This is a genomic window from Myxococcus faecalis, from assembly GCF_050039385.1.
GTDB lineage: Bacteria > Myxococcota > Myxococcia > Myxococcales > Myxococcaceae > Myxococcus > Myxococcus fulvus.
Genome location: NZ_CP144336.1, coordinates 8,684,061 through 8,702,473, shown reverse-complemented (window position 1 = coordinate 8,702,473; position 18,413 = coordinate 8,684,061). Strand labels below are relative to the sequence as shown.

The window sequence follows — 18,413 nt, the reverse complement described above, 5'->3', positions numbered from 1 at the left end:
CCTCTTACAGGCCCCAGTCGGGGTTGAGGTGCATGATCCACTTCCGGTGGAAGTTGGACTGCATGCGCATGGTGTAGGTGGCCGTCAGCGGCATGAAGTAGCGCTTGCCGACGAGACTGGAGACGAACGGGATGCTGCCGGTGGCGAGCCCCCAGAGCACCCACATCTCGGCGGGGTACAGCGAGTTGTAGCCCTGCTCGTGGTCGATGCCCTTGGCCATCGCGGCCAGCGGCGTGAGGTTGCCGCCGTCGGACATCATGTTGGCCCGGGGCGCGAGCGTCGCGCGGTCGATGGCGCCGCGCAGGGCCACCTGGGCGTTGGACGCGTACCAGGACGTGAAGATGATCCAGTTCGCGAACGGGACCTTCATCTCATAGAAGTAGCGCAGGCGGATGGTGAGCCGCGTGGCCTTCCGGTAGACGAGCTCGGAGCTGTCCGGCTCCGGCAGGTTGAAGAACTTGCGGATGTTGCTCTCCAGCGACGGGACCTCCGGGAAGCTGTCCGCGCCGTCGAAGTCCAGCTCCTGCCAGTTGTAGCCGCTGCGCAGCTTCCAGATGGTGTCGATGGGCGTGAAGTACGCCGGGTTGATGGTGTCCACGCGGATGAGGCCGAACAGGTTCGAGCCGTTCACCGTGCGAGGAACCACGCCGCCGCCGAAGTTCAGCGTGCGCATCGCGGAGTCGTAGATTTGATGGATGGCGAAGGTCTTCGCCAGGTTGCCGATGTCGTCGGTGCGCCCCAACGTCGGCAGCAGCGCGACGATGGCCGCGTCATGCATGCGCTCGTTGTTGCCGTTCCACACGACGCCGGCGCGCGCGGCCTGGTAGGCGGCGTACTCGGTCATCAGCTTCGCGTGCTGAATCAGCGTCAGCTGGATGATGCCCAGCGTCATGAAGACCGCGAGCGGCATGATCATCGCCGCTTCGACCGCCGCCTGCCCGGATTGACGGCCCGACGCCTTTCGCGGCCGCTCTTCCTGTTCCATTCCCATGGCGCCATTATCTCGATCAGCGCCTCCGGCACGCATCGGTCAAATGGACACCGCCGGACGGTTTCAGCCTCCCATTTATTGAAAAATCGCGCGGGCTTACGGCGCGGGTTGGGCAGGCTCGGCCGGGGTTTCGGCCGAGTCGGCCTCGCGGCTCAGGCGTCGCCGGGCCGCCTGCGCGGCGCTGGAACCCGGAGATTCCTGGATCACCTGACGACACGCGGCCAACCCCTCACGTCGGCGTCCCAGGGCGAGCTCGGCATCGCACAGCCGGTTGAGCAGACCCATGCGCTCCGTCCCGGAGGCCCCGGCGTTCAGGGCGAGGTTCAAGAGACCCGCCTCCCGGGCCCGGTCCCCTTCCCGGAACGCGGCTTCGGCCTTGAGGGACAGCTCACGGACGGAGGGGCCCCGGGCCTTGTCCTCCTTCGCGGCCTCGGGAGCCGTCGAGGCGGCCTTGGGGCTCTTGGGCCGCATCACCAGGGCATCCTCCTGCTGCTTCGTCGGCTCCGGGGCCGCCGGAGCCGTCCTGGAGGCGAGCGAACGTTCGATGGCGGAATCATCCTGGGGCGGTGCGGGCGGCGGCTGGGCGACGACGGCCTGGGGCAGCGACTCCGCGGCGGACTCCATCGCCGGGGCACCCTCGGCCTCCTCCCAAGCAGCAACGTCCGCTGACGACTTGTCGTCCAGGTCCGCGCTGGACTCCTTCTTCGCCGCGCTCGAACCTCCGAGCCGGAGCGGCTCCCGGCGCGCCACCTTCCCCTGCGGAACCTCCAGCTCGTCGCTCACGGGAGCGCGCTTCTCCAGGGCCTTCGGCGCGGGCTTCGATGTGACGGGGAGCGAGGCCGTGGGCAACGAAGGGGCGCCCTTCGACTTGGACCTGGAAGCCTCGCGAGGGCCCACCGAGCCGATTCCACCCCCGCTGCCGTTCTGGTCCCAGTCCTCGGCGCGGCGGGCCACCTGGTTCTTCCGCTCGCCGAACTCGTCGCGCTGCCGGGTCTCGTGCATGAGCCGGTCCTCCGCCAGCTCGCCATCGACGACCGGCGCCGAGTCCGCGTACGCGGCGGCGGCCGGAGCGGGGGCCGGGGCCATGCCCGCGGTGGGCGGCGGAGGGGCGTCCACGGAGGTGGGCTCCGCCTTCTTCACCTGGGCCTCCCCCTGCCTCAGGTCGGGGCGGGTCAAGTCGGGCGAGACGGCCATGAACGAGACGATGCCCAGCGTACCCACCGACGCGAGCCCCACGACGGGCAAGAACCAGCGACGCCACCGGGACGGCTTGGGTTCGGGGCCCGCCGCGGCCCGGCGCGCGGACTGCTGCGCGTAGGCCAGCAGCGACTCCAGGCCCGCGTCCGGCGCGGGCTCCTCGGAGAGCTGCGACATGGTGACGCGCACGCCACGGATGTCGTCCAGGGCCTGGGTGCAGCGCACGCAGCCCTGCAGATGGGACTCCACCGCCTGGGCCTCCGTCGTGGAGAGCTCGCCGTAGGCGAAGTCGAGGAGCCGGTCCTCATGAGCATGGAGGTTCTGCGGCTTCATCCCACCACCGTCCTTCCATCCTCGACGAGGTCGCCATCCACGCCCAGCTCGGCCAACCGGCGACGCAGGCCGTCCAGCGCGTAGCGCATCCGGCTCTTCACCGTGTTCTCCGAAACGCCCGTCACGTCGGCGATGTCCTTGAACGGGATGCCGCTGTACTCACGCAGGATGAACACCTCGCGCTGCTCTTCCGGCAGCGCCGCCAGGGCGCGCTCCAACAGGGGCCGCAGCCGCGCGTTGTGCGCGCCGCGCTCGGGGCTGGCGCCACCATCCGGCAGCGCGTCCGCGAGCGCCCGGCCGTCCTCGCCGTCCGCACCATTCACCGGCGACTCCAGGGACGCGGCCTGGCGGTAGCTTTCTTTGCGCGCGCTGTCCACACAGAGGTTCCTCGCGATGGTGTAGACCCAGGTGGTGAATCGGGCCTTCGCCTGATACTCGCCGGCGCTGCGTACGACCTTCAGCCACGTCTCCTGCAGCACGTCCTCCGCCCGCGCGCGTTGCCCGACGAAGCGCAGGATGAAGTTGAACACCGGTGTCCGATGCCTTCGCACCAACGCCTCGAACGCACGAGCGTCCCCCGCCTGGAAGGCGAGCATCAGGCGCTCGTCTGAGGTCTCCGGTCCCAACTCTCCCCCATCGCTCGTGGAGCCACGCTCACTTCCGGCCCACCCTCAACCCGTGCCGTCATAACGGACGACGGCGCGCGAGGGTCTAATCCGGTCGTGGTCTCCGGTAAGTGGCCAGAATGACAGGCAGCGCGACCCCTGTCACCAGCGCCGCCTGGGCCAGGAGCACACCAGGCAGGGGACGCTGGAGGTGGACGTGCAGCGAGCGTGCGAGCGCCAGGCCCAGCAGGACCCCCGTCGCGGTGCGCACCGCGTTGGAGCCCGCCGCGGGCCGGAAGCGGCCCACCGCCCAGTCCACCAGCGCGGGCAGCGTGAGCAGCAGCACGGCGGGCACGTCCCAGGACCAGCTCAGCGGCGCGCGCGCCACGAACAGCGCCACCAGCCCGGCCAGCATCACCGGGTAGGTCCCCAGACAGCGGGCGCAGAGCCTCAGCCCGCCGAAGAGGTACGTGCGGTTGTACTCATCCGGGTGATGGTGACTGAGCCAGAACACCGTCGGTCCCTCCGGGAGGTGGAGTGGGAGCAGCCCGCTGGGATGCGTCCTCCGCCAGGAAACACGCGGCGAAGTGCCCCGAGTCCAGGGGATACAGCGGAGGCGACTCGCGTCGACAGCGCTCGATGGCGTGGGGACATCTCGGATGGAACGTGCAGCCAGGAGGCGGCGCGAGCGGAGAGGGCGGCTCGCCCGGTACCAACAGCCGCGTCCGGGTCCGTGATGGGTCCGGCACCGGCACCGCCGCGAGCAGCGCCTGCGTGTAGGGGTGGCGCGGTCGGCGATACAGCCTGTCCGAAGGGGCCAGCTCGACGACGCGCCCCAGGTACATCACCGCCACGCGCGTGGACACGTGCTCGACGATGTTCAGGTCGTGCGCGATGAACACATAGGTGAGCCCGCGCTCGCGCTGCAGGTCCACCAGCAGGTTCACGATTTGCGCCTGGATGGAGACATCCAGCGCGCTGATGGGCTCGTCGGCCACCACCAGGTCCGGGCGCAGCGCGATGGCCCGGGCGATGCCCAGCCGCTGTCGCTGCCCACCGGAGAACTCGTGGGGAAGCCGCCCCAACGCCTCGCGCGGCAGGCCCATCGCGTCGAGCAGCGCGAGGACCTCGCGCTCCTTCTCTCCCGGACCACGCGCCAGGCCGTGGATGTCGAAGGGCTCACCCAACAGCTCGCGCACCGTCATGCGCGGATTGAGCGAGGCATACGGGTCCTGGAAGACGAGTTGCATCCGGCGACGCAGCGGCCTCAGCCTGCGCTGGGACAAGCCGGTGAGCTCCTGCCCGGCGAAGCGGATGGAGCCCGCGGTGGGCTCCACCAGTCGCAACAGCGCGCGCCCCAGCGTGCTCTTCCCACAGCCGCTCTCCCCCACCAGGCCCAGCGTCTCGCCCCGGAAGACGTCCAGGCTGATGCCGTCCACCGCCTTCACCGCGCCGCGCACGCGCTGCAACACGCCCGCGCGCACGGGGAAGTGCACCTGGACATCCCTCGCCTGGAGGAGCGGCTCGACGGGGCTCATGGCGCGGGCACCGGATGATGACAGGCCGCGCGCTGCGAGCCGCGCTTGAGCTCGAGCACCGGCATCACGCGCGCGCACTCTTCGGTGGCCCGCTCACACCGCTCGCGGAAGGCGCAGCCGGAGGGCAGTCGCCCCAGCGCGGGCACCATGCCGGGGATGGCCCTCAGTCTCATCCTGGGAGCGCGAGCATTCGCGTCGAGTTCGCCGCCCAGCGCGGGCAGCGAGCGCAACAGCCCCGCGGTGTACGGATGGGCCGGATGGGCGAACAGCTCGCGCACCGGCGCGTGCTCCACCACCTTCCCCGCGTACATCACCACCACCGTGTCGCAGCTCTCCGCGACGACGCCCAGGTCGTGGGTGATGAGCATCACCGCCATGCCGCGCTCGGCCTGCAGGCGCTTGAGCAGGTCGAGAATCTGGGCCTGGATGGTGACGTCCAGCGCGGTGGTGGGCTCGTCCGCGATGAGCAGCGACGGGTCGCACGCCAGCGCCATCGCAATCATCACCCGCTGCCGCATGCCGCCGGAGAGCTGATGAGGCCACGCATCCACCCGCTCGCCGGGCGCGGGGATGCCCACCTGACGCAGCATCTCCACCGCGCGCTCGCGGGCCTGGGAGCGCGAGGCGCCCAGGTGCAGCCTCACGCCCTCCGAAATCTGCTCGCCCACCGTGAAGACGGGGTTGAGCGACGTCATCGGCTCCTGGAACACCATGGCCACGTGGCGTCCCCGCACGCGCCGCAGCTCCTCCTCCGGGAGCGTCAGCAGATCGCGCCCCTCGAAGAGCACCTCGCCGCCCGCCACCCGCACGGGCGGCTGGGGCGCGAGTCGCAGCACGGACAGCGCGGTGAGGCTCTTGCCGCAGCCGCTCTCACCCACCACGCCCAGCGTGCCGCCAGGAGGCAGCGCGAAAGACACACCGTCCACCGCGCGCACCGGGCCTTCCTCCCGCGACAGCTCCACGGTGAGGCCCCGGACGTCCAGCAGGGGCCCCTCCGCCGAGGGCGACGCGACGGAGGTCACTTCTTCGCCAGCTCCTCCAGGAACTCCACCTCCTGGATGAGCCCCTTGCGGATGAGCAGGCGGATGAGGCTGGCCACCATGCGCGCGGGCTTCACCTTCTCCGTGTCCAGCACCGCCTCGTCGCCCCGCGACATGCGCTCCAGGTCATCCAGGATGGCCAGGTCGTCGTCGGAGAAGTCCGGCGTGGGCGTGAGCGCCAGCGCGGGCTGCGAGCCCTTCGCCGCGCCACCGAACATCACCACCGGGACGCGCGGCTTGCCGTCGTCGGCCTCGAGCACGGGAGGCGGCGGAGGCCGGGGCGGCGGAGGCTTCACGCCGAGCAGGTCATCCAGCGAGTCGCCCCCGGCGCCGCCCAGGGCCTCGGCGGGCGGAGGCGGCGGCGTCCCGGGCCGACGGGCCGCGGGAGCGGCGGCGGCGGGTGGTCTCGCTGCGGGGGGCTTCGGCGTCTCCGGCATCTCCCACTCCAGTGGCGTTCCCGCGGCCACGGGGAGAGGACCTGCGCCCTCCTCCTCGTACAGCGGCTCCGCCTCGACGATGTCCAGCGGCTCTCCCCGCGCCCGGGCCAGCGCGGTGTCCAGGTCGTCCGACGCGACGACGAAGACCCGCACCTGCTTGCGGAGCTGGAAGCGCAGCTCATCCACCAACGTCAAATCCCCCGGGTCCTCCACGGCGACGTGGACGCGCTCGCTGCGGCCCTCCACCTCCATCCGGAAGAGGAGCACCCGGTGCTCGGCCTGGAAGTCCAACGACACCAGCGACGACACCGCTGGCGCGATCTCATCCGGCAGCTCGATGAAGGGCAGCCCGTGCTGCACGGCCAGCGCCCGGGCGACATGGATGGGCGCGCACGCCCCCTGCGCCACCAGCACCTCGCCCAGCCGCAGGCTCCCCGGAGCGCCCTTCTGCCCGAGCGCCACCCTCACCTGCTCCGCCGTCACCACGCCCGACTCGACGAGCAGCTCGCCAATCTTCTTGCGCATAAGGCAGAGCTACCGCTTGACCTTCGCGAGGTACTCATCGCGGGAGAAGACGTTCTTCTCGATGAGCAGCTCCACCATCGCCTTCAGGGCCGCCACCTCCTTGCGCTGCACCTCCTCCACGCTGCGCAGGAGGTCCGCCGGACTGCCACCTCCCGAGGACGCGCGAGGGGCCTCCGCGACCGGCGGTGCCGGGCGCGCGGCGGGAGCGGGCTTGGGCGCCGGAGCGGAGGCGACAGCGGCCGCCGCCGGGTCCAGGTCCTTGAGGTTCTTCACCACCGTGCGGCCCTGGGCGTCCACCACCTTGAAGTTGGTGTCCGCGTCCTCCAGCTCCATGTTCTGCTCGTACATGCGAGCAAACGCCCGGGCGATGGAGGTGCGGCCGGCGACGTTGGGGATGATGCGGCACTTCGTCACGGCGCGCAGCTCGTCGAGCATCCGCACGTTGAGCGGATCCGACATCGCCACCACCAGCGTCTTTCCCTCGTCGCGAAGCTGCAGCGGCAGCACGGAGAAGTCGCGCGCCGTCTGCGCCGGAATCTTCGCCTTCACGTGCGGCGCGACCACCTGCACCGCGTCCAGGTTGACCGCCGGCATGCCGAGCTGCTTGGACAGCGCCCGCACCAGGATGTCCTCGGAGACGAGGCTCATCCGCACCAGGATTTCACCGAGCTTGCCGCCCCACTTCGCCTGTTCGGCGAGCGCGGCCTTGAGCTGGCTCTCCTGGAGCACATTCGCCTTGATCAGCAATTCTCCAAGCTTGATCTGTGCCATGTCGTGGGGGCCACTCTACCCGAGTCCAGCCGTCGCGCTTCTTCTTCCGTGCCTGGCCGGTCAGGAACCCGGCGCCGGGGGTGCCGGCGACTCGGGGGGACCGACGGGCTGCTCACGCCCGGAGTCATCCACCTCGACGACCTTGGCCCCCTCCGGCGGGGCCAGCTCGTAGAGCGTCAGGTCCGGCCGGGCGTTGAGCTTGATCTGCTGGTAGCGCACCTGGAGCTTCGTCTGTGCCTGCTTCGCCTCCAGCTCCACCTTGCCCGGGAAGATGAGCCCGCCCTGCTCCAGGAAGTCGTCGAACGCCAGGTCGTACCCCGGCACGCCCCGCACCTGGCTGCGCACCACGCGCAAGTACTTGGGGTGAACCTGTAGCACCTGGGTGGCCGCCCCCCGGTGGAGCGTGAGCACGTAGACGCCCTCCTTCGTGTCCAGCTCCAGCGTCTTGCGCTCGGGCGGGATGAGGGGCACCTGGCCCAGGAGGATGGCCACCAGCTCCTCACCCGGCAGGACGACGGGAAGGAAGCGCGAGACGTTCTCGGGGCTCGCCGGCCCCTGGTACCAGGTATGCGTCTGGGCCTGGTACAGGCCGAAGCGCGAGCCGTCCCCCACCAGGGAGGCGAGGGGCCGGTTGAAGAAGTCGAACGTCTCCAGGTGCAGGAAGGCCGGCCGGGTGACGGCGAGGAACATGCCGATGGTGCCGCTCTGCTGCGGGGACTCGACGCGCAGCTTCGCGTCCCCCTCCAGCGTCACGACGTTCTCCTGGTTCGCCCGGACGCGCTCGTAGACGACCTCGGCGTCGGTGAGCTGGCCCTCGGGGCCGAACTCGATGCGCTTGGGGCAACCCGAACAGAGCACTCCCAGGAAGATTGCGGCGGCTGCGCGGTTCATATGTCCTAGTCTGGGCCATGGCGCCCTGCCGGGTCACCCACCAATGAGCCTGAACGACATCCTGCATTACCTCCGCCTGGGCGGAGTCACCCTGGCCCTGCTGCTGTTGGCCTCCGTCGCCGCGCTCGTCGTGGCCGTCGAGCGCATCATCGCCCTCTGGGGGGTGAGCGAGCGCTCGCGCCTGCTGGGCGAGGCGGTCAGCAAGCACCTGCTTCGCGGCGACGTGGCCGCGGCCCGCACCGCCGCCGAGCGCTCCGACTCGGTGGCCGCCGACATCTTCCTCGCGGGCTTCGACCGCTGGGAGCGCAGCCGGGGTTCGGGCGGCGCGGGCGTGGAGGCCGCCGTGGAGCGCGAGCGCGCGCAGGTGGGCCTCAAGCTGCGGCGCAACCTGTGGATCCTCGCCACCATCGGTTCCATTACGCCCTTCGTGGGCCTGTTCGGCACCGTGGCGGGCATCATGCGCTCGTTCAAGGACCTGGGCCTGGACGTGGAGGCGGGCGGCACCGGCGGCAGCGCCGCGGTGATGACGGGCATCTCGGAGGCGCTCGTGGCCACCGCCGTCGGCATCCTCGTCGCCGTGCAGGCCATGGTCTTCTACAACTACTTCCAGGCCCGGCTGTCGCGCGTGCTGGTGGAGCTGCGGCTGATGGGCGACGAGTTCGCGGAGCTGCTCAAGGAGCGCGCCGCGGGCGGACCTCCTCCGGAGCCCGCGCCCCGCACCGACACCCCGGCCGCTTCCCGCGCCGACTCGCAGCCGGCCTGACGCCCGGAAGGAACGCACCATGGCCATGGGCAAGACACCGGGGTCCGACGACGGCGAGGAAGGCGTCTTCGCGGAGATCAACATCACCCCGCTCACCGACATCTTCCTCGTGCTGCTCATCATCTTCATGGTGACCAGCTCGGTCATCGTCCAGCAGGGCCCGGGAGGCGGCGCCAAGGCGGGCCTCAAGGTGAACCTGCCCAAGGGCGGCGCGGCGGACGTCACCGCGAAGACGACGGACCTGTCGGTGGCGGTGCTCGCCGACGGCCGCTTCGTGCTCGCCGGCAACGTCGTCACCCAGGAGGAGCTGCAGAAGTCCTTCGACGAGGCCAAGGTGAAGGACCCGGACACCGTCGTCATCGTCCAGGCGGACGAGGGCGTGCCCCACGGCACCGTCGTCCAGGTGATGGAGCTGGCGAAGAAGGCCGGCCTGGGTCAGCTCGCCATCGGCGTGCGCGAGGGCGACTGACGCGCCAGCCCACGCCACACCGCTGGAAAGCATCGAGGCCACCTCGGGGAAGCTTGGGCTCCCCAGGGTGGCCTCGAGTGTTTCAGGCGGGCGCCCCATTCACGTGGGGCGCCTCGACTCCAGGAGCGAGCCTTCCCCGCTCAGACGGACGCGAACGCGGCGTCGGTGATCTCCATCGGGGACGTGTCCTCGAGGGCGATGAGGCGCGCGGCCTGCTCCACGTTGGGCAGCACGTTGCGCGCGTAGAACAGCGCGCTGTACTTCTTGCCGTCGTAGAAGGCGCGGTCCGGGTGGTCTGCGGACAGCTCCGCCTTGGCCTTCTCCGCGATGAGCGCCGCGTCCAGGAGCAGCCAGCCCACGGCGACCTCGGACATCATGTTGAGGAAGCGGTTGGCGGACAGCGGAATCAGCGGGAACTTGCCGCCGTCCTGCGACCAGCCGAACACCGTCATCGCGCTGGACATCAGCGCCTCCTGGGCGCTCGCCAGGATCTTCACGGCCTCGCCGTACACGGCGTGCTCGCGGTTGGCCTCGACGAAGGCGCCCACGTCACCCATGAACTGCTGGAAGTGCGCGCCGCCGGCCTGACCCAGCTTGCGGCCCACCAGGTCCATGGCCTGGATGTGGTTGGTGCCCTCGTAGATGGAGAAGATCTTCGAGTCGCGCGTGTACTGCTCCACCGGGTAGTCCTGGATGTAGCCGGCGCCGCCGTACACCTGGATGGCCTGCGAGCACAGGCGGAAGGACTGGTCGGAGCCGTAGGACTTCACCAGCGGGGTGAGCAGCTCCACCTGGCCCTTGTGGTAGGTGGCCGCCTCGTCGTCCTTGCCCGCCAGCTGCCGCGCCTTGTCCAGGTGGTGCGCCAGCTTGATGATGAGCGCGCGGATGCCCTCCACGTGGGCCTTGATGTCCAGCAGCATGCGGCGGACGTCCGGGTGCTCGATGATGGCCGCGCGCGCCGCGGTGGGGTCCTTCCACTTGGTGAAGTGGGAGCCCTGCTTGCGGTCCTTCGCGTAGTCCACCGCGTTGTAGTAGGCGGCGCTCGCCAGCGCGACGCCCTGGATGCCCACGGCGATGCGCGCGCCGTTCATCATCTTGAACATCTGGCTCATGCCGACGTGCTCGACGGTGCCGACGAGCTCGCCCAGACAGCCGTCGTTCTCACCGAAGTTCAGCACACAGGTCGCCGAGCCGTTGATGCCCATCTTGTGCTCGATGGAGCCCACCGACACGTCGTTGGACGCACCCGAGCTGCCGTCCTTGCCGATGCGCAGCTTGGGGACGATGAACAGCGACAGGCCCTTGGTGCCGGGCGCCGCGCCGTCGATGCGCGCGAGGACCAGGTGGATGACGTTCTCCGCCATGTCGTGGTCGCCGCCGGAGATGAAGATCTTCGTCCCCTTGATGTTGTACGTGCCGTCACCGTTGCGGCGCGCGGTGGACTTGGCCGCGCCCACGTCGGAGCCGGCGTGCGGCTCGGTGAGGCACATGGTGCCGCCCCACGTGCCGTTGAGCATGCGCTCCACGAACAGGTGCTGCTGCTCCTTCGTGCCGCACTCCGCGATGACCTCGGCCGCGCCGAAGGACAGGCCCGGGTACATGTTGAAGGCCGTGTTGGCGCCCGACAGCAGCTCCTCCACCGTCACCTGCAGCATCATCGGCGCGCCCTGGCCGCCGTGCTCGGGGCTGACCGCCACCGTCTTGAAGCCCTGCTCGTAGAGCTTCTTCCACGCGTCCTTGAAGCCCGTGGGCGTGTAGACGGAGCCGTTCTCCACCCGACAGCCCTCGCGGTCTCCCACGGAGTTGAGGGGCCCGAGCACCTCGCGCGCGAAGCGGTACGTCTCCGACAGCACCGCCTTCGCCTCGTCCGGGCCCCAGGCGTCGTACGGCGCCTGACCGGCCACCTGGCCGAAGCCGAACTGCTCGAACAACGTGAAGAAGATCTCTCGGAGGTCGGTCTTGTAGGTGTTGATGCCGGCGGACATGGCCACTCCTGCGTGACGGCTCGCTGCCCACCCTCCAGGGAGGGCCTCGGGTCAGCGGCGCGAAATTGAGACACAGGAAGTGTGGCGGCGACTGATTTTTGAGTCAACCCTGAATGACACCCTGCGTTGAGGGGCAACCCGTCTGCCCCCCACCGCAGGACTGCAAAGCGCTACTTCTTGACCTTCTTGGCCGAGGGAAGCGTCGCCGTCTTGGCGGCGGGCTTCTCCCGAGGCGCCGTCTTCTTGGAGGAGGCGCCGGCCGGACGCTCGTCCGAGTCCTCGTCGTCTCCTTCGTCGTCCTCGGAGGCGCCCGTCGCCTCGCTCACCCCACCGGTGCTGCTGGGGGTGGGCACGGGGGCCGCGAGGCTCTCGCGGGGCACCTCGATGACGATGGGGCTCTGACCCGAGCGCTGACGGTTCTCGTCCTCGAGCGAATAGAAGAGCTGGATGTGCGCGCCGCCCTTCATCACCAGCTCACCGCGCTGGTTCTCCGCCCACAGGTCGATTTCGACGTAGTAGCGGCCGCCGGTGCCGTGGCGGTTGCTCACCCGGCCCTTGCAGACGACGGTGTCGCCCGGCCAGACCATCTTGTTGAAGCGCACGTTGTAGCGGCGCATCTGGCCGCCGCGGGCCCAGTCGCTGATGAGCTGGCCGAGCATGCCCATGACCAGCATGCCGGGGGCGTAGACGCTCGGCATGCCCACGCTCTTGGCGTAGAGCTCATCGACGTGGACCGGGTTGTAGTCCCCCGAGGCGCCCGCGTACCGGGACAGCTGCACGCGGTCGACGGGGGCCTTGGCCAGGGCGGGCAGCTCGTCCCCGACGCGGATGGACTCGAAGTAGAGCTTGCGCGCGGGCATCACGGGGTCTCCTTGGTGGCGCGGACCACGAGCGTCCGGCGGGCTCGGAACACCAGGTTGCCTTCCTCGTCGCGGCCTTCGTCCTCGATGACCGCGATGTCCATCTTCCCCGACGGGCCCTGGCGCTCGGAGACGTCCGCCACGCGCGTGGAGACGTAGATGCGGTCTCCGGCGAAGATGGGGCGCTCGTACTCGAAGCCCTGCTCCGCGTGGAGCAGGCTCTTGATGCCCACCCCCAAGAGTTCCCTCAGGTCCGCGGCCGAATGGAAGGACGCGGGGAAGGTGGGCGGCGCGATGATGGTGGGGTAACCGGAGGCCCGAGAGTACTCCTCGTCGTAGTAGATGGGGTTGTAGTCGCCGATGGCCTCCGCGAAGCGGCGGATGGCACCCTTCTCCACTTCGTTCAGCGTCGGCGGCGAGGCACGGCCGATCGCATTCTTGTCCAGCATTATCCCTCTCCTGACTAGCGTCCGGCCGGAAGCTCGAGCACCGTGAGGAGCCCAGCTTCGGCGGCCGTCAAGCGTGGCGCGGCATTCACCAGCGCGTTCGCGGTGGCCCGGTCGCCCGCCACTCCCCCCGGGATTTCCAGCACCAATCGAGGGTCCGCATCGATTTCGATGCGGTCCTTCGGGTCCTCTGCCCCCACGGCGATGGTCAGCTCCAGCCGCACCCGCTCCTGCCCGTCCTCCAACCCGACCACCGACTGGAACATGCCCGCCACCCGTCCCTTCTTCACCGCGAACGCTCCGCCCGAGATGTCCTCCTCGGCGAAGACGGGGGCTACCTCTTCCTCGTAGTCATCACAATCCAACCCCAGCCCCAATGCCGCGAGTGCCGCCGACTCCACCAGCCCCACGTGGCCGAGTTGCTCACCATCCACCAACTCGAAGAACTCCTCCTCGGTCAGCCCCGCGCCCACCTTGCGCTGCAGGGCCTCACGCCGGGTGCGCGCGTCCACCACCCGCGTGACGGTGGCGCGCCTGACGGGCCCACACACCTGACCGGCCGTGGCCACCAGCCGGTCCATGATGAAGCCCGGGTTGACGCCCGCGCCCAGCACCGCCACCTCGGCGCGCTGCGCGGCCTGGTCCAGCTTGTCCGCCAGCTCCGGGTGGTTGAGATAGGGGAAGGCCAGCTCCTCGCACGTGCTGACCACCGGCAGGCCCAGCTTGATGGCCTCCAGCAGCTGCTCCATCACCTGCGGCAGCCGTGAGCCCGTGGCGTGCAGCAGCACCACGCCCTTGCGCCGGCCCACCGCCTTCTCCAGAGAGTCCACCACCTTCACGCGCGGCGCGGGACCTCCCAGCACGTCACCCAAGGGGCGACCGACCAGGGAGGGATGGGTATCCACGGCCCCAATCAATTCCACTTCCGGGCTGGACAGGGATGCATTGGCAATCTCCTGCCCGATGAATCCCAGCCCCATCACGACCACCGGCACCGGCCCTGCTGGGGCTCTAGCCATCGGAGATTGCTCCAGGATTCCAAGGGGTTAGCGCTGAAACGCAGCCTTGCCGCGCACCATAAATCACACCTTGGCGGGCAGGCAAGCATCACTTGGTTCCGCGCATCTTGCGCAATGCGAGAACCTTCAAGGATTTCCGGGGCTTGCGCGCGCAAAACCGTCGGGGGGCCCTGTTTGGGTGCGCGACAAGGCTGTATAAAGAAAGACAGGCCCAAAATCCCCCGGAGACCCTCCAACATGGACCGCATCCTCGTGGTGGATGACGACGTGCTCATCCTCGCCGCGCTCTCCCGGATCCTCCAGACGGAAGGCTATGACGTCGTCACGCACAGCGACCCCGCGCTCGCCGCGCGCGAGGTGGGCTTCTGCGTGGTGCTGACGGACTTCATGATGCCGTACCTCAACGGCATCGAGCTGTTGGGCGCCCTGAGGGAGAAGAACCCGAGGGCGGTGCGGCTGATGCTCACGGCGGCGGCGGACTTCCGCGTCGCGTCCGAGGCGGTCAACCGCGGCGAGGTGTTCCGGCTGCTCGGCAAGCCGTGGTCGCTCAGCGAGCTGACGAGCAGCGTGCGCCAGGCCGTGGAGCACTACCGGCTGGTGGAGGCCAACGAGCGGCTGACGCGCGAGGTGGCGGAGAAGAACGCGGAGCTGGTGGCCATCAACCAGGACCTGGAGCGCCGGGTGGTGGAGCGCACCACGGGCCTGTTGGACGGGCTCATCAGCGCGCTGGACTACCGCGACACGGAGACGCAGTGGCACTCGCGTCGGGTGGCGCTGTACTCGCGTCGGCTGGCGGAGGAGGTGGGGCTGGTGGGCGCCGCGCTGGACGTGGTGGAGCAGGGAGCGCTGCTGCACGACATCGGCAAGATTGGCGTGCGCGACTCCATCCTGCTCAAGCCCGGGCCGCTGACGCCGGACGAATGGGTGGAGATGCGCAAGCACCCGGAGTTCGGCTACCGGATGATGGCGAAGATGCCCTACCTGCACGAGGCGGCGCTCATCGTCCTGCAGCACCAGGAGCGCTGGGACGGCAAGGGCTATCCCCAGGGGCTGTCCCGCGAGGACATCAGCATCGGCGCGCGCATCTTCTGCATCGCCGACACGGTGGACGCCATCACCTCCGACCGGCCCTACCGCAAGGGGCGGCCCATGAGCGTGGCGCGGGATGAGATCCGCCGCTGCGCGGGCACCCAGTTCGACCCGAACCTGGCGGATGCGTTCCTGCGCATCCCGGAGACGGAGTGGCAGCGCATCCGCCACCAGGTGGAGCAGCTCGAGGAGGAGGAGAACCAGCGCTGGCGCAGCCACCCGCTCGGGGTCCCCGCACCGCTCGCCCGCGCGAGCGGCGCCTGAGCGACGGCCGTCAGGGCGACAGCGTCACCGCGGTGACCTCGCGGATGACGTCGCCCTCCAGCAGCGCGTCCACCACGTCCATCCCCGAGGCCACCTCGCCGAAGGCCGTGTAGCGGCCATCCAGGTGCGGCTGGGGCGCGTGCGTGAAGAAGAACTGGCTGCCGCCCGTGTCCTTGCCGGACAGGGCCATGCCGAGCGTGCCGCGCGTGTACGGACGGCGCGTCATCTCGCAGCGGATGGAGTGCCCCGGCCCGCCCTCCCCGTCCCCGCGCGGGTCTCCGCCCTGCGCGACGAAGTCCGGCACCACGCGGTGGAAGGTGACGCCGTTGAAGTAGCCCTTGCGCGCGAGCGCGTACAGGTTGCCCGCCGTGAGGGGTGCCTCGTCCGCGTCGAGCCGCACGGTGATGTCGCCCTTGTCCGTGCGCAGCACCAGCCCCGCTCCCTTGGGCGCGGGCTCCGGGCGGAAGGCGTAGGCGGGGAGCTCCACGCGCTCGGAGCGCACGGGCTGGCCGGTGAGCTTCGTCAGCGACTCGGCGGCCACGCGGCGCACGTTGGCGTGAGGCAGCGACAGCCACTGCCGGAACCGGGGCTCCGCGGCCTGTCCCTGCAGGGCCACCAGCGCGCCGGCCACCGGGTCCGCGAGGTCCGGCTGGGACGGCACCCGCTCCGCCAGCGCCTCGAGCTCCGGAGGCATCGCGGGGGGCTTGAGCAGTCCCAACGTCGCGGCCGCGGCGCCGGCGACCACCAGGTCCTCGTCCTTCAGGAGCGCGCTCACCGCCGTCGCGCCGCGGAGCACGGGGCGCTCGGCCAGGACCTCCATCGCGGTGAGCCGCACGCGCGCGGCCGGGTGGCGCAGGTAGCCCACCGCGAAGTCCGCGGGCGTCTTCTTCGAGAAGAGCGCCACCTCGCGCAGGCCCAGCGCCAGCCGGCGCTCCTCGGGCACCTTGTCGAAGCCGCACGTGCGCACGTCCGCCACCACGCCGCGCTGCCGGTCCAACGCCGCCGCCAGCCGACAGTCGAGCCAGCCCAGGTCCGCGCGCGCGAGGTCCGACGCCGCGCCCCGCTCCGCGTCCGCCAGCGCCAGCCGCAGCGCCACCAGCACCGGCGCGCCGAAGTCCGGCAGGCCCTGCTGCGCCAGCGCCAGCAACGGGTGGCCATCCGCCGAGCGCGCCAGCGTCTCCACCCGGGGCGTCGCGCTCGTGGGCACGGGCGTCTCCATGCCGCGCGCCACACGCTTCGCCCGAGGCGCAAGGCCCTCCAGCACGTCCAGCGGCACGCAGGGCCCGCCACACATCGCCGCGAGCTTCGCCAGCGAGCGCGCCGCCTCCGCCGCCACGCGCGGCACCGAGTCATCCAGCAGCCGCCCCAGCACCACCGCGTCCTCCGGACCGCCCACGTCGCCGAAGGCCTTCGCGCACAGGCTGCGCACGTCCGCGTCCTCGTCCGAAAGGCAGCGGCGCAGCGTCGGCAGCTCCTCGGCGCGCTTCGCCGTGGCGAGCAGGTACGCCGCGCCGTAGCGCGACTCCACCGGCACCCCGACAGCGAGCAACGCCCGCGCGGGCGCCAGCGGGACGTCCTTCACCACCGCCGCGCCGCCCCGACGCGCCGCCACGCCGAGCACCAGCGCGGCCTTGCCCGCCGTCGCGACCTCCTTTGCCTGCAGGCGCTCCACCAGCCGCGCCAGCGCGTCCGGCGTCGCGAGCCGTCCGAGGGAGTCGAGCTGCGCGTCACGCGCGTCCACGTCCCGCTCCACCGCCTCGGCCTCGAGCAGCGGCGCCACCAGCCGCACGCGCTCGGCGTCCGTCGGGGTCTCCCACGCCAGCGCCAGTTCCCCCACCGCGAAGGCGGCCTCACCGCGCACGCGGGGCTCCGGGTCCTTCAGCCCCCGCGCCACCACGTCCAGCGTGGCCAGGTCCTGGATGCGCGCCAGCGCGCGATAGGCCCGCACCCGGATTCGCGCGTCCGGCGCGTCGTGGGCCAGCGCCGCGAGCTGCCCGTCGCCGAGCGAGCGGCGGTCCTCCCAGTCCAGGATGCGCGCCATCACCTCCGGGTCCGGGGGCGCCTCGTCGGAGCCGCGGACACCGCGGTGACACCCGGAGAGCAGGACGACGAGGGCCAGGCAGACGTGGGGAAGTCGGACGGGGCTCAAGCGGCGCATGGGCTGGGGCCTAGGCCAATTCCCCGCGAAAATCCAGGGGTTAGGCCGCGTGCCGTTTGACACGTCCGCCCCGGCCCCGGAAGATGCGCCTTCGCATCTCTCAGCAGGAGCGCCGGTCCTGAACTGCCCTGGCTGCGGCTCGAAGGTAGCCGCCAACTCATCCATCTGTCCCGTCTGCGATTACATCATCGACGGCTCGTTCCTCTCCGCCGAGCCCCCCGCGGACAACGATGAGGACACGGGCGTCGGAGAAGCCCCCCGTCCACCTCCCGCCCGGAAGCCCGCCCCCGCGCGCCCCCGCCCCGCGAAGTCCGGCGCCCGGCCCGCTCCCGCCGCCGCGGCGGGTGGGGACGCCACCAACGTGCGCAGCGTGGACGACATCGCCCGGAGCGCCTCGCAGCGCGCCAGCCGTCCCGCGCCCGCGCGCAGTGGCGGCACCGCCCCGCGTCGTGCCCCGGCGCCCGCGCCCGCCCCCGTCGCCACCGGGCCCGACCCGTGGGCCCGAGGCGCGCGCGACGAGGACGAGGAGAACAACAGCGCCATCGCCGACCCGGACGAGCTCATCCAGGACGCGAAGGACCTGCTGGGCGCGATGAGCGCCGGCGACAAGATTGCCTTCTACAGCGCGGGGCTCGTGGTCCTGTCGTGCTTCGTGCCGTGGAAGGAGACGGCGGCGGACGGTGACGCGCTGGGCTTGATGAGCCTGGGCTTCGGCGCCTTCCTGCTCGCGCTGCTGACGATGGGCGCCATCGGCGTGCGCGTGCGCGCCACCTTCCCCAAGCTCAACCCCGTGGTGCCGTGGATGGCGCAGCTGTTGACCACGTTCCTGTGCCTCATCTGGTGCATCGTGTTCATCAAGGTGTCCTCGGACACGGCGCTGGTGCCCAGCCCCGTGGGCAACTCGGAGATGATGAACTCGTCGCCCAGCTTCGGCGTCTTCATCGGCATCCTGGGCTCGGTGGGCGCGCTCATCGGCGCGTTCCTGGGACTCAAGGGCCGTCAGGACTGACGCCCCTTCCCGCCCGCGCGGCC

General features: G+C 70.6%; 18 protein-coding genes. 4 read left to right on the top strand and 14 right to left on the bottom strand.

Going from position 1 to position 18,413, the window contains the following annotated elements; genetic code table 11:
• Positions 1 to 4: 4 nt before the first annotated feature.
• The 9 genes from VZQ01_RS35220 to VZQ01_RS35180 all read right to left on the bottom strand — a co-directional run bounded on the left by VZQ01_RS35220 (position 5) and on the right by VZQ01_RS35180 (position 8,328).
• On the bottom strand, positions 5 to 991 hold the full coding sequence (locus VZQ01_RS35220) for a TadE/TadG family type IV pilus assembly protein (protein WP_141324755.1): 987 nt from the start codon (positions 989 to 991) through the stop codon (positions 5 to 7).
• 96 nt (positions 992 to 1,087) lie between these two features.
• Positions 1,088 to 2,521, bottom strand: a complete 1,434-nt coding sequence (locus VZQ01_RS35215; protein WP_223785399.1) for a zf-HC2 domain-containing protein — start codon at positions 2,519 to 2,521, stop codon at positions 1,088 to 1,090.
• Positions 2,518 to 3,117, bottom strand: a complete 600-nt coding sequence (locus VZQ01_RS35210; protein WP_254043128.1) for an RNA polymerase sigma factor — start codon at positions 3,115 to 3,117, stop codon at positions 2,518 to 2,520. Before VZQ01_RS35210 ends, VZQ01_RS35215 begins: the two co-directional genes overlap by 4 nt.
• 115 nt (positions 3,118 to 3,232) lie before the next feature.
• Positions 3,233 to 3,640 carry a DUF2085 domain-containing protein gene (locus VZQ01_RS35205; RefSeq protein WP_141324752.1) on the bottom strand — a complete coding sequence of 136 codons (408 nt, stop codon included), beginning with the start codon at positions 3,638 to 3,640 and terminating at the stop codon, positions 3,233 to 3,235.
• Positions 3,609 to 4,664 (bottom strand): ABC transporter ATP-binding protein, encoded by a 1,056-nt coding sequence (locus VZQ01_RS35200; protein WP_426745831.1) that lies wholly within the window; start codon positions 4,662 to 4,664, stop codon positions 3,609 to 3,611. Before VZQ01_RS35200 ends, VZQ01_RS35205 begins: the two co-directional genes overlap by 32 nt.
• Positions 4,661 to 5,686, bottom strand: a complete 1,026-nt coding sequence (locus VZQ01_RS35195) for an ABC transporter ATP-binding protein (protein ID WP_223751683.1) — start codon at positions 5,684 to 5,686, stop codon at positions 4,661 to 4,663. Before VZQ01_RS35195 ends, VZQ01_RS35200 begins: the two co-directional genes overlap by 4 nt.
• Positions 5,683 to 6,666 (bottom strand): GspE/PulE/PilB domain-containing protein, encoded by a 984-nt coding sequence (locus tag VZQ01_RS35190; RefSeq protein WP_426745830.1) that lies wholly within the window; start codon positions 6,664 to 6,666, stop codon positions 5,683 to 5,685. The genes VZQ01_RS35195 and VZQ01_RS35190 overlap by 4 nt, the downstream gene beginning before the upstream one ends.
• Positions 6,667 to 6,675: 9 nt before the next feature.
• Positions 6,676 to 7,437, bottom strand: coding sequence for a cyclic di-GMP-binding domain-containing protein, MshE-related (locus VZQ01_RS35185; protein WP_141324748.1), 762 nt, complete (start codon positions 7,435 to 7,437; stop codon positions 6,676 to 6,678).
• A gap of 60 nt (positions 7,438 to 7,497) precedes the next feature.
• A complete protein-coding gene (locus tag VZQ01_RS35180; RefSeq protein WP_426745829.1) occupies positions 7,498 to 8,328 on the bottom strand; it encodes a DUF4292 domain-containing protein in 831 nt (276 codons plus the stop codon).
• Positions 8,329 to 8,371: 43 nt separating this feature from the next.
• Here VZQ01_RS35180 and VZQ01_RS35175 point away from each other — a divergent pair, with 43 nt between their 5' ends.
• Both VZQ01_RS35175 and VZQ01_RS35170 read left to right on the top strand, forming a co-directional pair.
• Positions 8,372 to 9,091: a MotA/TolQ/ExbB proton channel family protein gene (locus VZQ01_RS35175; protein WP_426745828.1), complete on the top strand. Its 720-nt coding sequence runs from the start codon at positions 8,372 to 8,374 to the stop codon at positions 9,089 to 9,091.
• Positions 9,092 to 9,110: 19 nt separating this feature from the next.
• Positions 9,111 to 9,560, top strand: coding sequence for an ExbD/TolR family protein (locus tag VZQ01_RS35170; RefSeq protein WP_141324745.1), 450 nt, complete (start codon positions 9,111 to 9,113; stop codon positions 9,558 to 9,560).
• Positions 9,561 to 9,700: 140 nt separating this feature from the next.
• Here VZQ01_RS35170 and VZQ01_RS35165 read toward each other — a convergent pair whose 3' ends face one another.
• The 4 genes from VZQ01_RS35165 to VZQ01_RS35150 all read right to left on the bottom strand — a co-directional run bounded on the left by VZQ01_RS35165 (position 9,701) and on the right by VZQ01_RS35150 (position 13,870).
• Positions 9,701 to 11,545: an acyl-CoA dehydrogenase family protein gene (locus VZQ01_RS35165; protein ID WP_223785403.1), complete on the bottom strand. Its 1,845-nt coding sequence runs from the start codon at positions 11,543 to 11,545 to the stop codon at positions 9,701 to 9,703.
• Positions 11,546 to 11,715: 170 nt separating this feature from the next.
• Positions 11,716 to 12,405 (bottom strand): MaoC family dehydratase, encoded by a 690-nt coding sequence (locus tag VZQ01_RS35160; RefSeq protein WP_223751689.1) that lies wholly within the window; start codon positions 12,403 to 12,405, stop codon positions 11,716 to 11,718.
• Positions 12,405 to 12,854 (bottom strand): MaoC family dehydratase N-terminal domain-containing protein, encoded by a 450-nt coding sequence (locus VZQ01_RS35155; protein WP_046714763.1) that lies wholly within the window; start codon positions 12,852 to 12,854, stop codon positions 12,405 to 12,407. Before VZQ01_RS35155 ends, VZQ01_RS35160 begins: the two co-directional genes overlap by 1 nt.
• Before the next feature lie 14 nt (positions 12,855 to 12,868).
• The gene (locus VZQ01_RS35150; protein ID WP_426745827.1) at positions 12,869 to 13,870 is read right to left on the bottom strand and encodes an NAD(P)H-dependent amine dehydrogenase family protein; all 1,002 of its coding nucleotides are present in this window, start codon (positions 13,868 to 13,870) and stop codon (positions 12,869 to 12,871) included.
• Between the two features lie 237 nt (positions 13,871 to 14,107).
• On the opposite strand from VZQ01_RS35150, the gene VZQ01_RS35145 reads away from it, so the two are divergent.
• The gene (locus tag VZQ01_RS35145; protein WP_223751691.1) at positions 14,108 to 15,223 is read left to right on the top strand and encodes an HD domain-containing phosphohydrolase; all 1,116 of its coding nucleotides are present in this window, start codon (positions 14,108 to 14,110) and stop codon (positions 15,221 to 15,223) included.
• A 10-nt stretch (positions 15,224 to 15,233) separates the two neighbouring features.
• On the opposite strand, the gene VZQ01_RS35140 is transcribed toward VZQ01_RS35145, so the two are convergent.
• Positions 15,234 to 17,381: a peptidylprolyl isomerase gene (locus VZQ01_RS35140; RefSeq protein WP_426745826.1), complete on the bottom strand. Its 2,148-nt coding sequence runs from the start codon at positions 17,379 to 17,381 to the stop codon at positions 15,234 to 15,236.
• A gap of 49 nt (positions 17,382 to 17,430) precedes the next feature.
• Here VZQ01_RS35140 and VZQ01_RS35135 point away from each other — a divergent pair, with 49 nt between their 5' ends.
• A complete protein-coding gene (locus VZQ01_RS35135; RefSeq protein WP_426745824.1) occupies positions 17,431 to 18,390 on the top strand; it encodes a hypothetical protein in 960 nt (319 codons plus the stop codon).
• Positions 18,391 to 18,413 lie beyond the last annotated feature (23 nt).

Bases quoted from the DNA above. Each gene is read 5' to 3' on its own strand.
- VZQ01_RS35140 (WP_426745826.1), bottom strand. From the start codon at position 17,381: ATGCGCCGCTTGAGCCCCGTCCGACTTCCCCACGTCTGCCTGGCCCTC.
- VZQ01_RS35160 (WP_223751689.1), bottom strand. From the start codon at position 12,405: ATGCCCGCGCGCAAGCTCTACTTCGAGTCCATCCGCGTCGGGGACGAG.
- VZQ01_RS35210 (WP_254043128.1), bottom strand. From the start codon at position 3,117: ATGCTCGCCTTCCAGGCGGGGGACGCTCGTGCGTTCGAGGCGTTGGTG.
- VZQ01_RS35220 (WP_141324755.1), bottom strand. From the start codon at position 991: ATGGGAATGGAACAGGAAGAGCGGCCGCGAAAGGCGTCGGGCCGTCAA.
- VZQ01_RS35170 (WP_141324745.1), top strand. From the start codon at position 9,111: ATGGCCATGGGCAAGACACCGGGGTCCGACGACGGCGAGGAAGGCGTC.
- VZQ01_RS35215 (WP_223785399.1), bottom strand. From the start codon at position 2,521: ATGAAGCCGCAGAACCTCCATGCTCATGAGGACCGGCTCCTCGACTTC.
- VZQ01_RS35180 (WP_426745829.1), bottom strand. From the start codon at position 8,328: ATGAACCGCGCAGCCGCCGCAATCTTCCTGGGAGTGCTCTGTTCGGGT.
- VZQ01_RS35155 (WP_046714763.1), bottom strand. From the start codon at position 12,854: ATGCTGGACAAGAATGCGATCGGCCGTGCCTCGCCGCCGACGCTGAAC.
- VZQ01_RS35150 (WP_426745827.1), bottom strand. From the start codon at position 13,870: ATGGCTAGAGCCCCAGCAGGGCCGGTGCCGGTGGTCGTGATGGGGCTG.
- VZQ01_RS35165 (WP_223785403.1), bottom strand. From the start codon at position 11,545: ATGTCCGCCGGCATCAACACCTACAAGACCGACCTCCGAGAGATCTTC.
- VZQ01_RS35190 (WP_426745830.1), bottom strand. From the start codon at position 6,666: ATGCGCAAGAAGATTGGCGAGCTGCTCGTCGAGTCGGGCGTGGTGACG.
- VZQ01_RS35200 (WP_426745831.1), bottom strand. From the start codon at position 4,664: ATGAGCCCCGTCGAGCCGCTCCTCCAGGCGAGGGATGTCCAGGTGCAC.
- VZQ01_RS35175 (WP_426745828.1), top strand. From the start codon at position 8,372: ATGAGCCTGAACGACATCCTGCATTACCTCCGCCTGGGCGGAGTCACC.
- VZQ01_RS35185 (WP_141324748.1), bottom strand. From the start codon at position 7,437: ATGGCACAGATCAAGCTTGGAGAATTGCTGATCAAGGCGAATGTGCTC.
- VZQ01_RS35145 (WP_223751691.1), top strand. From the start codon at position 14,108: ATGGACCGCATCCTCGTGGTGGATGACGACGTGCTCATCCTCGCCGCG.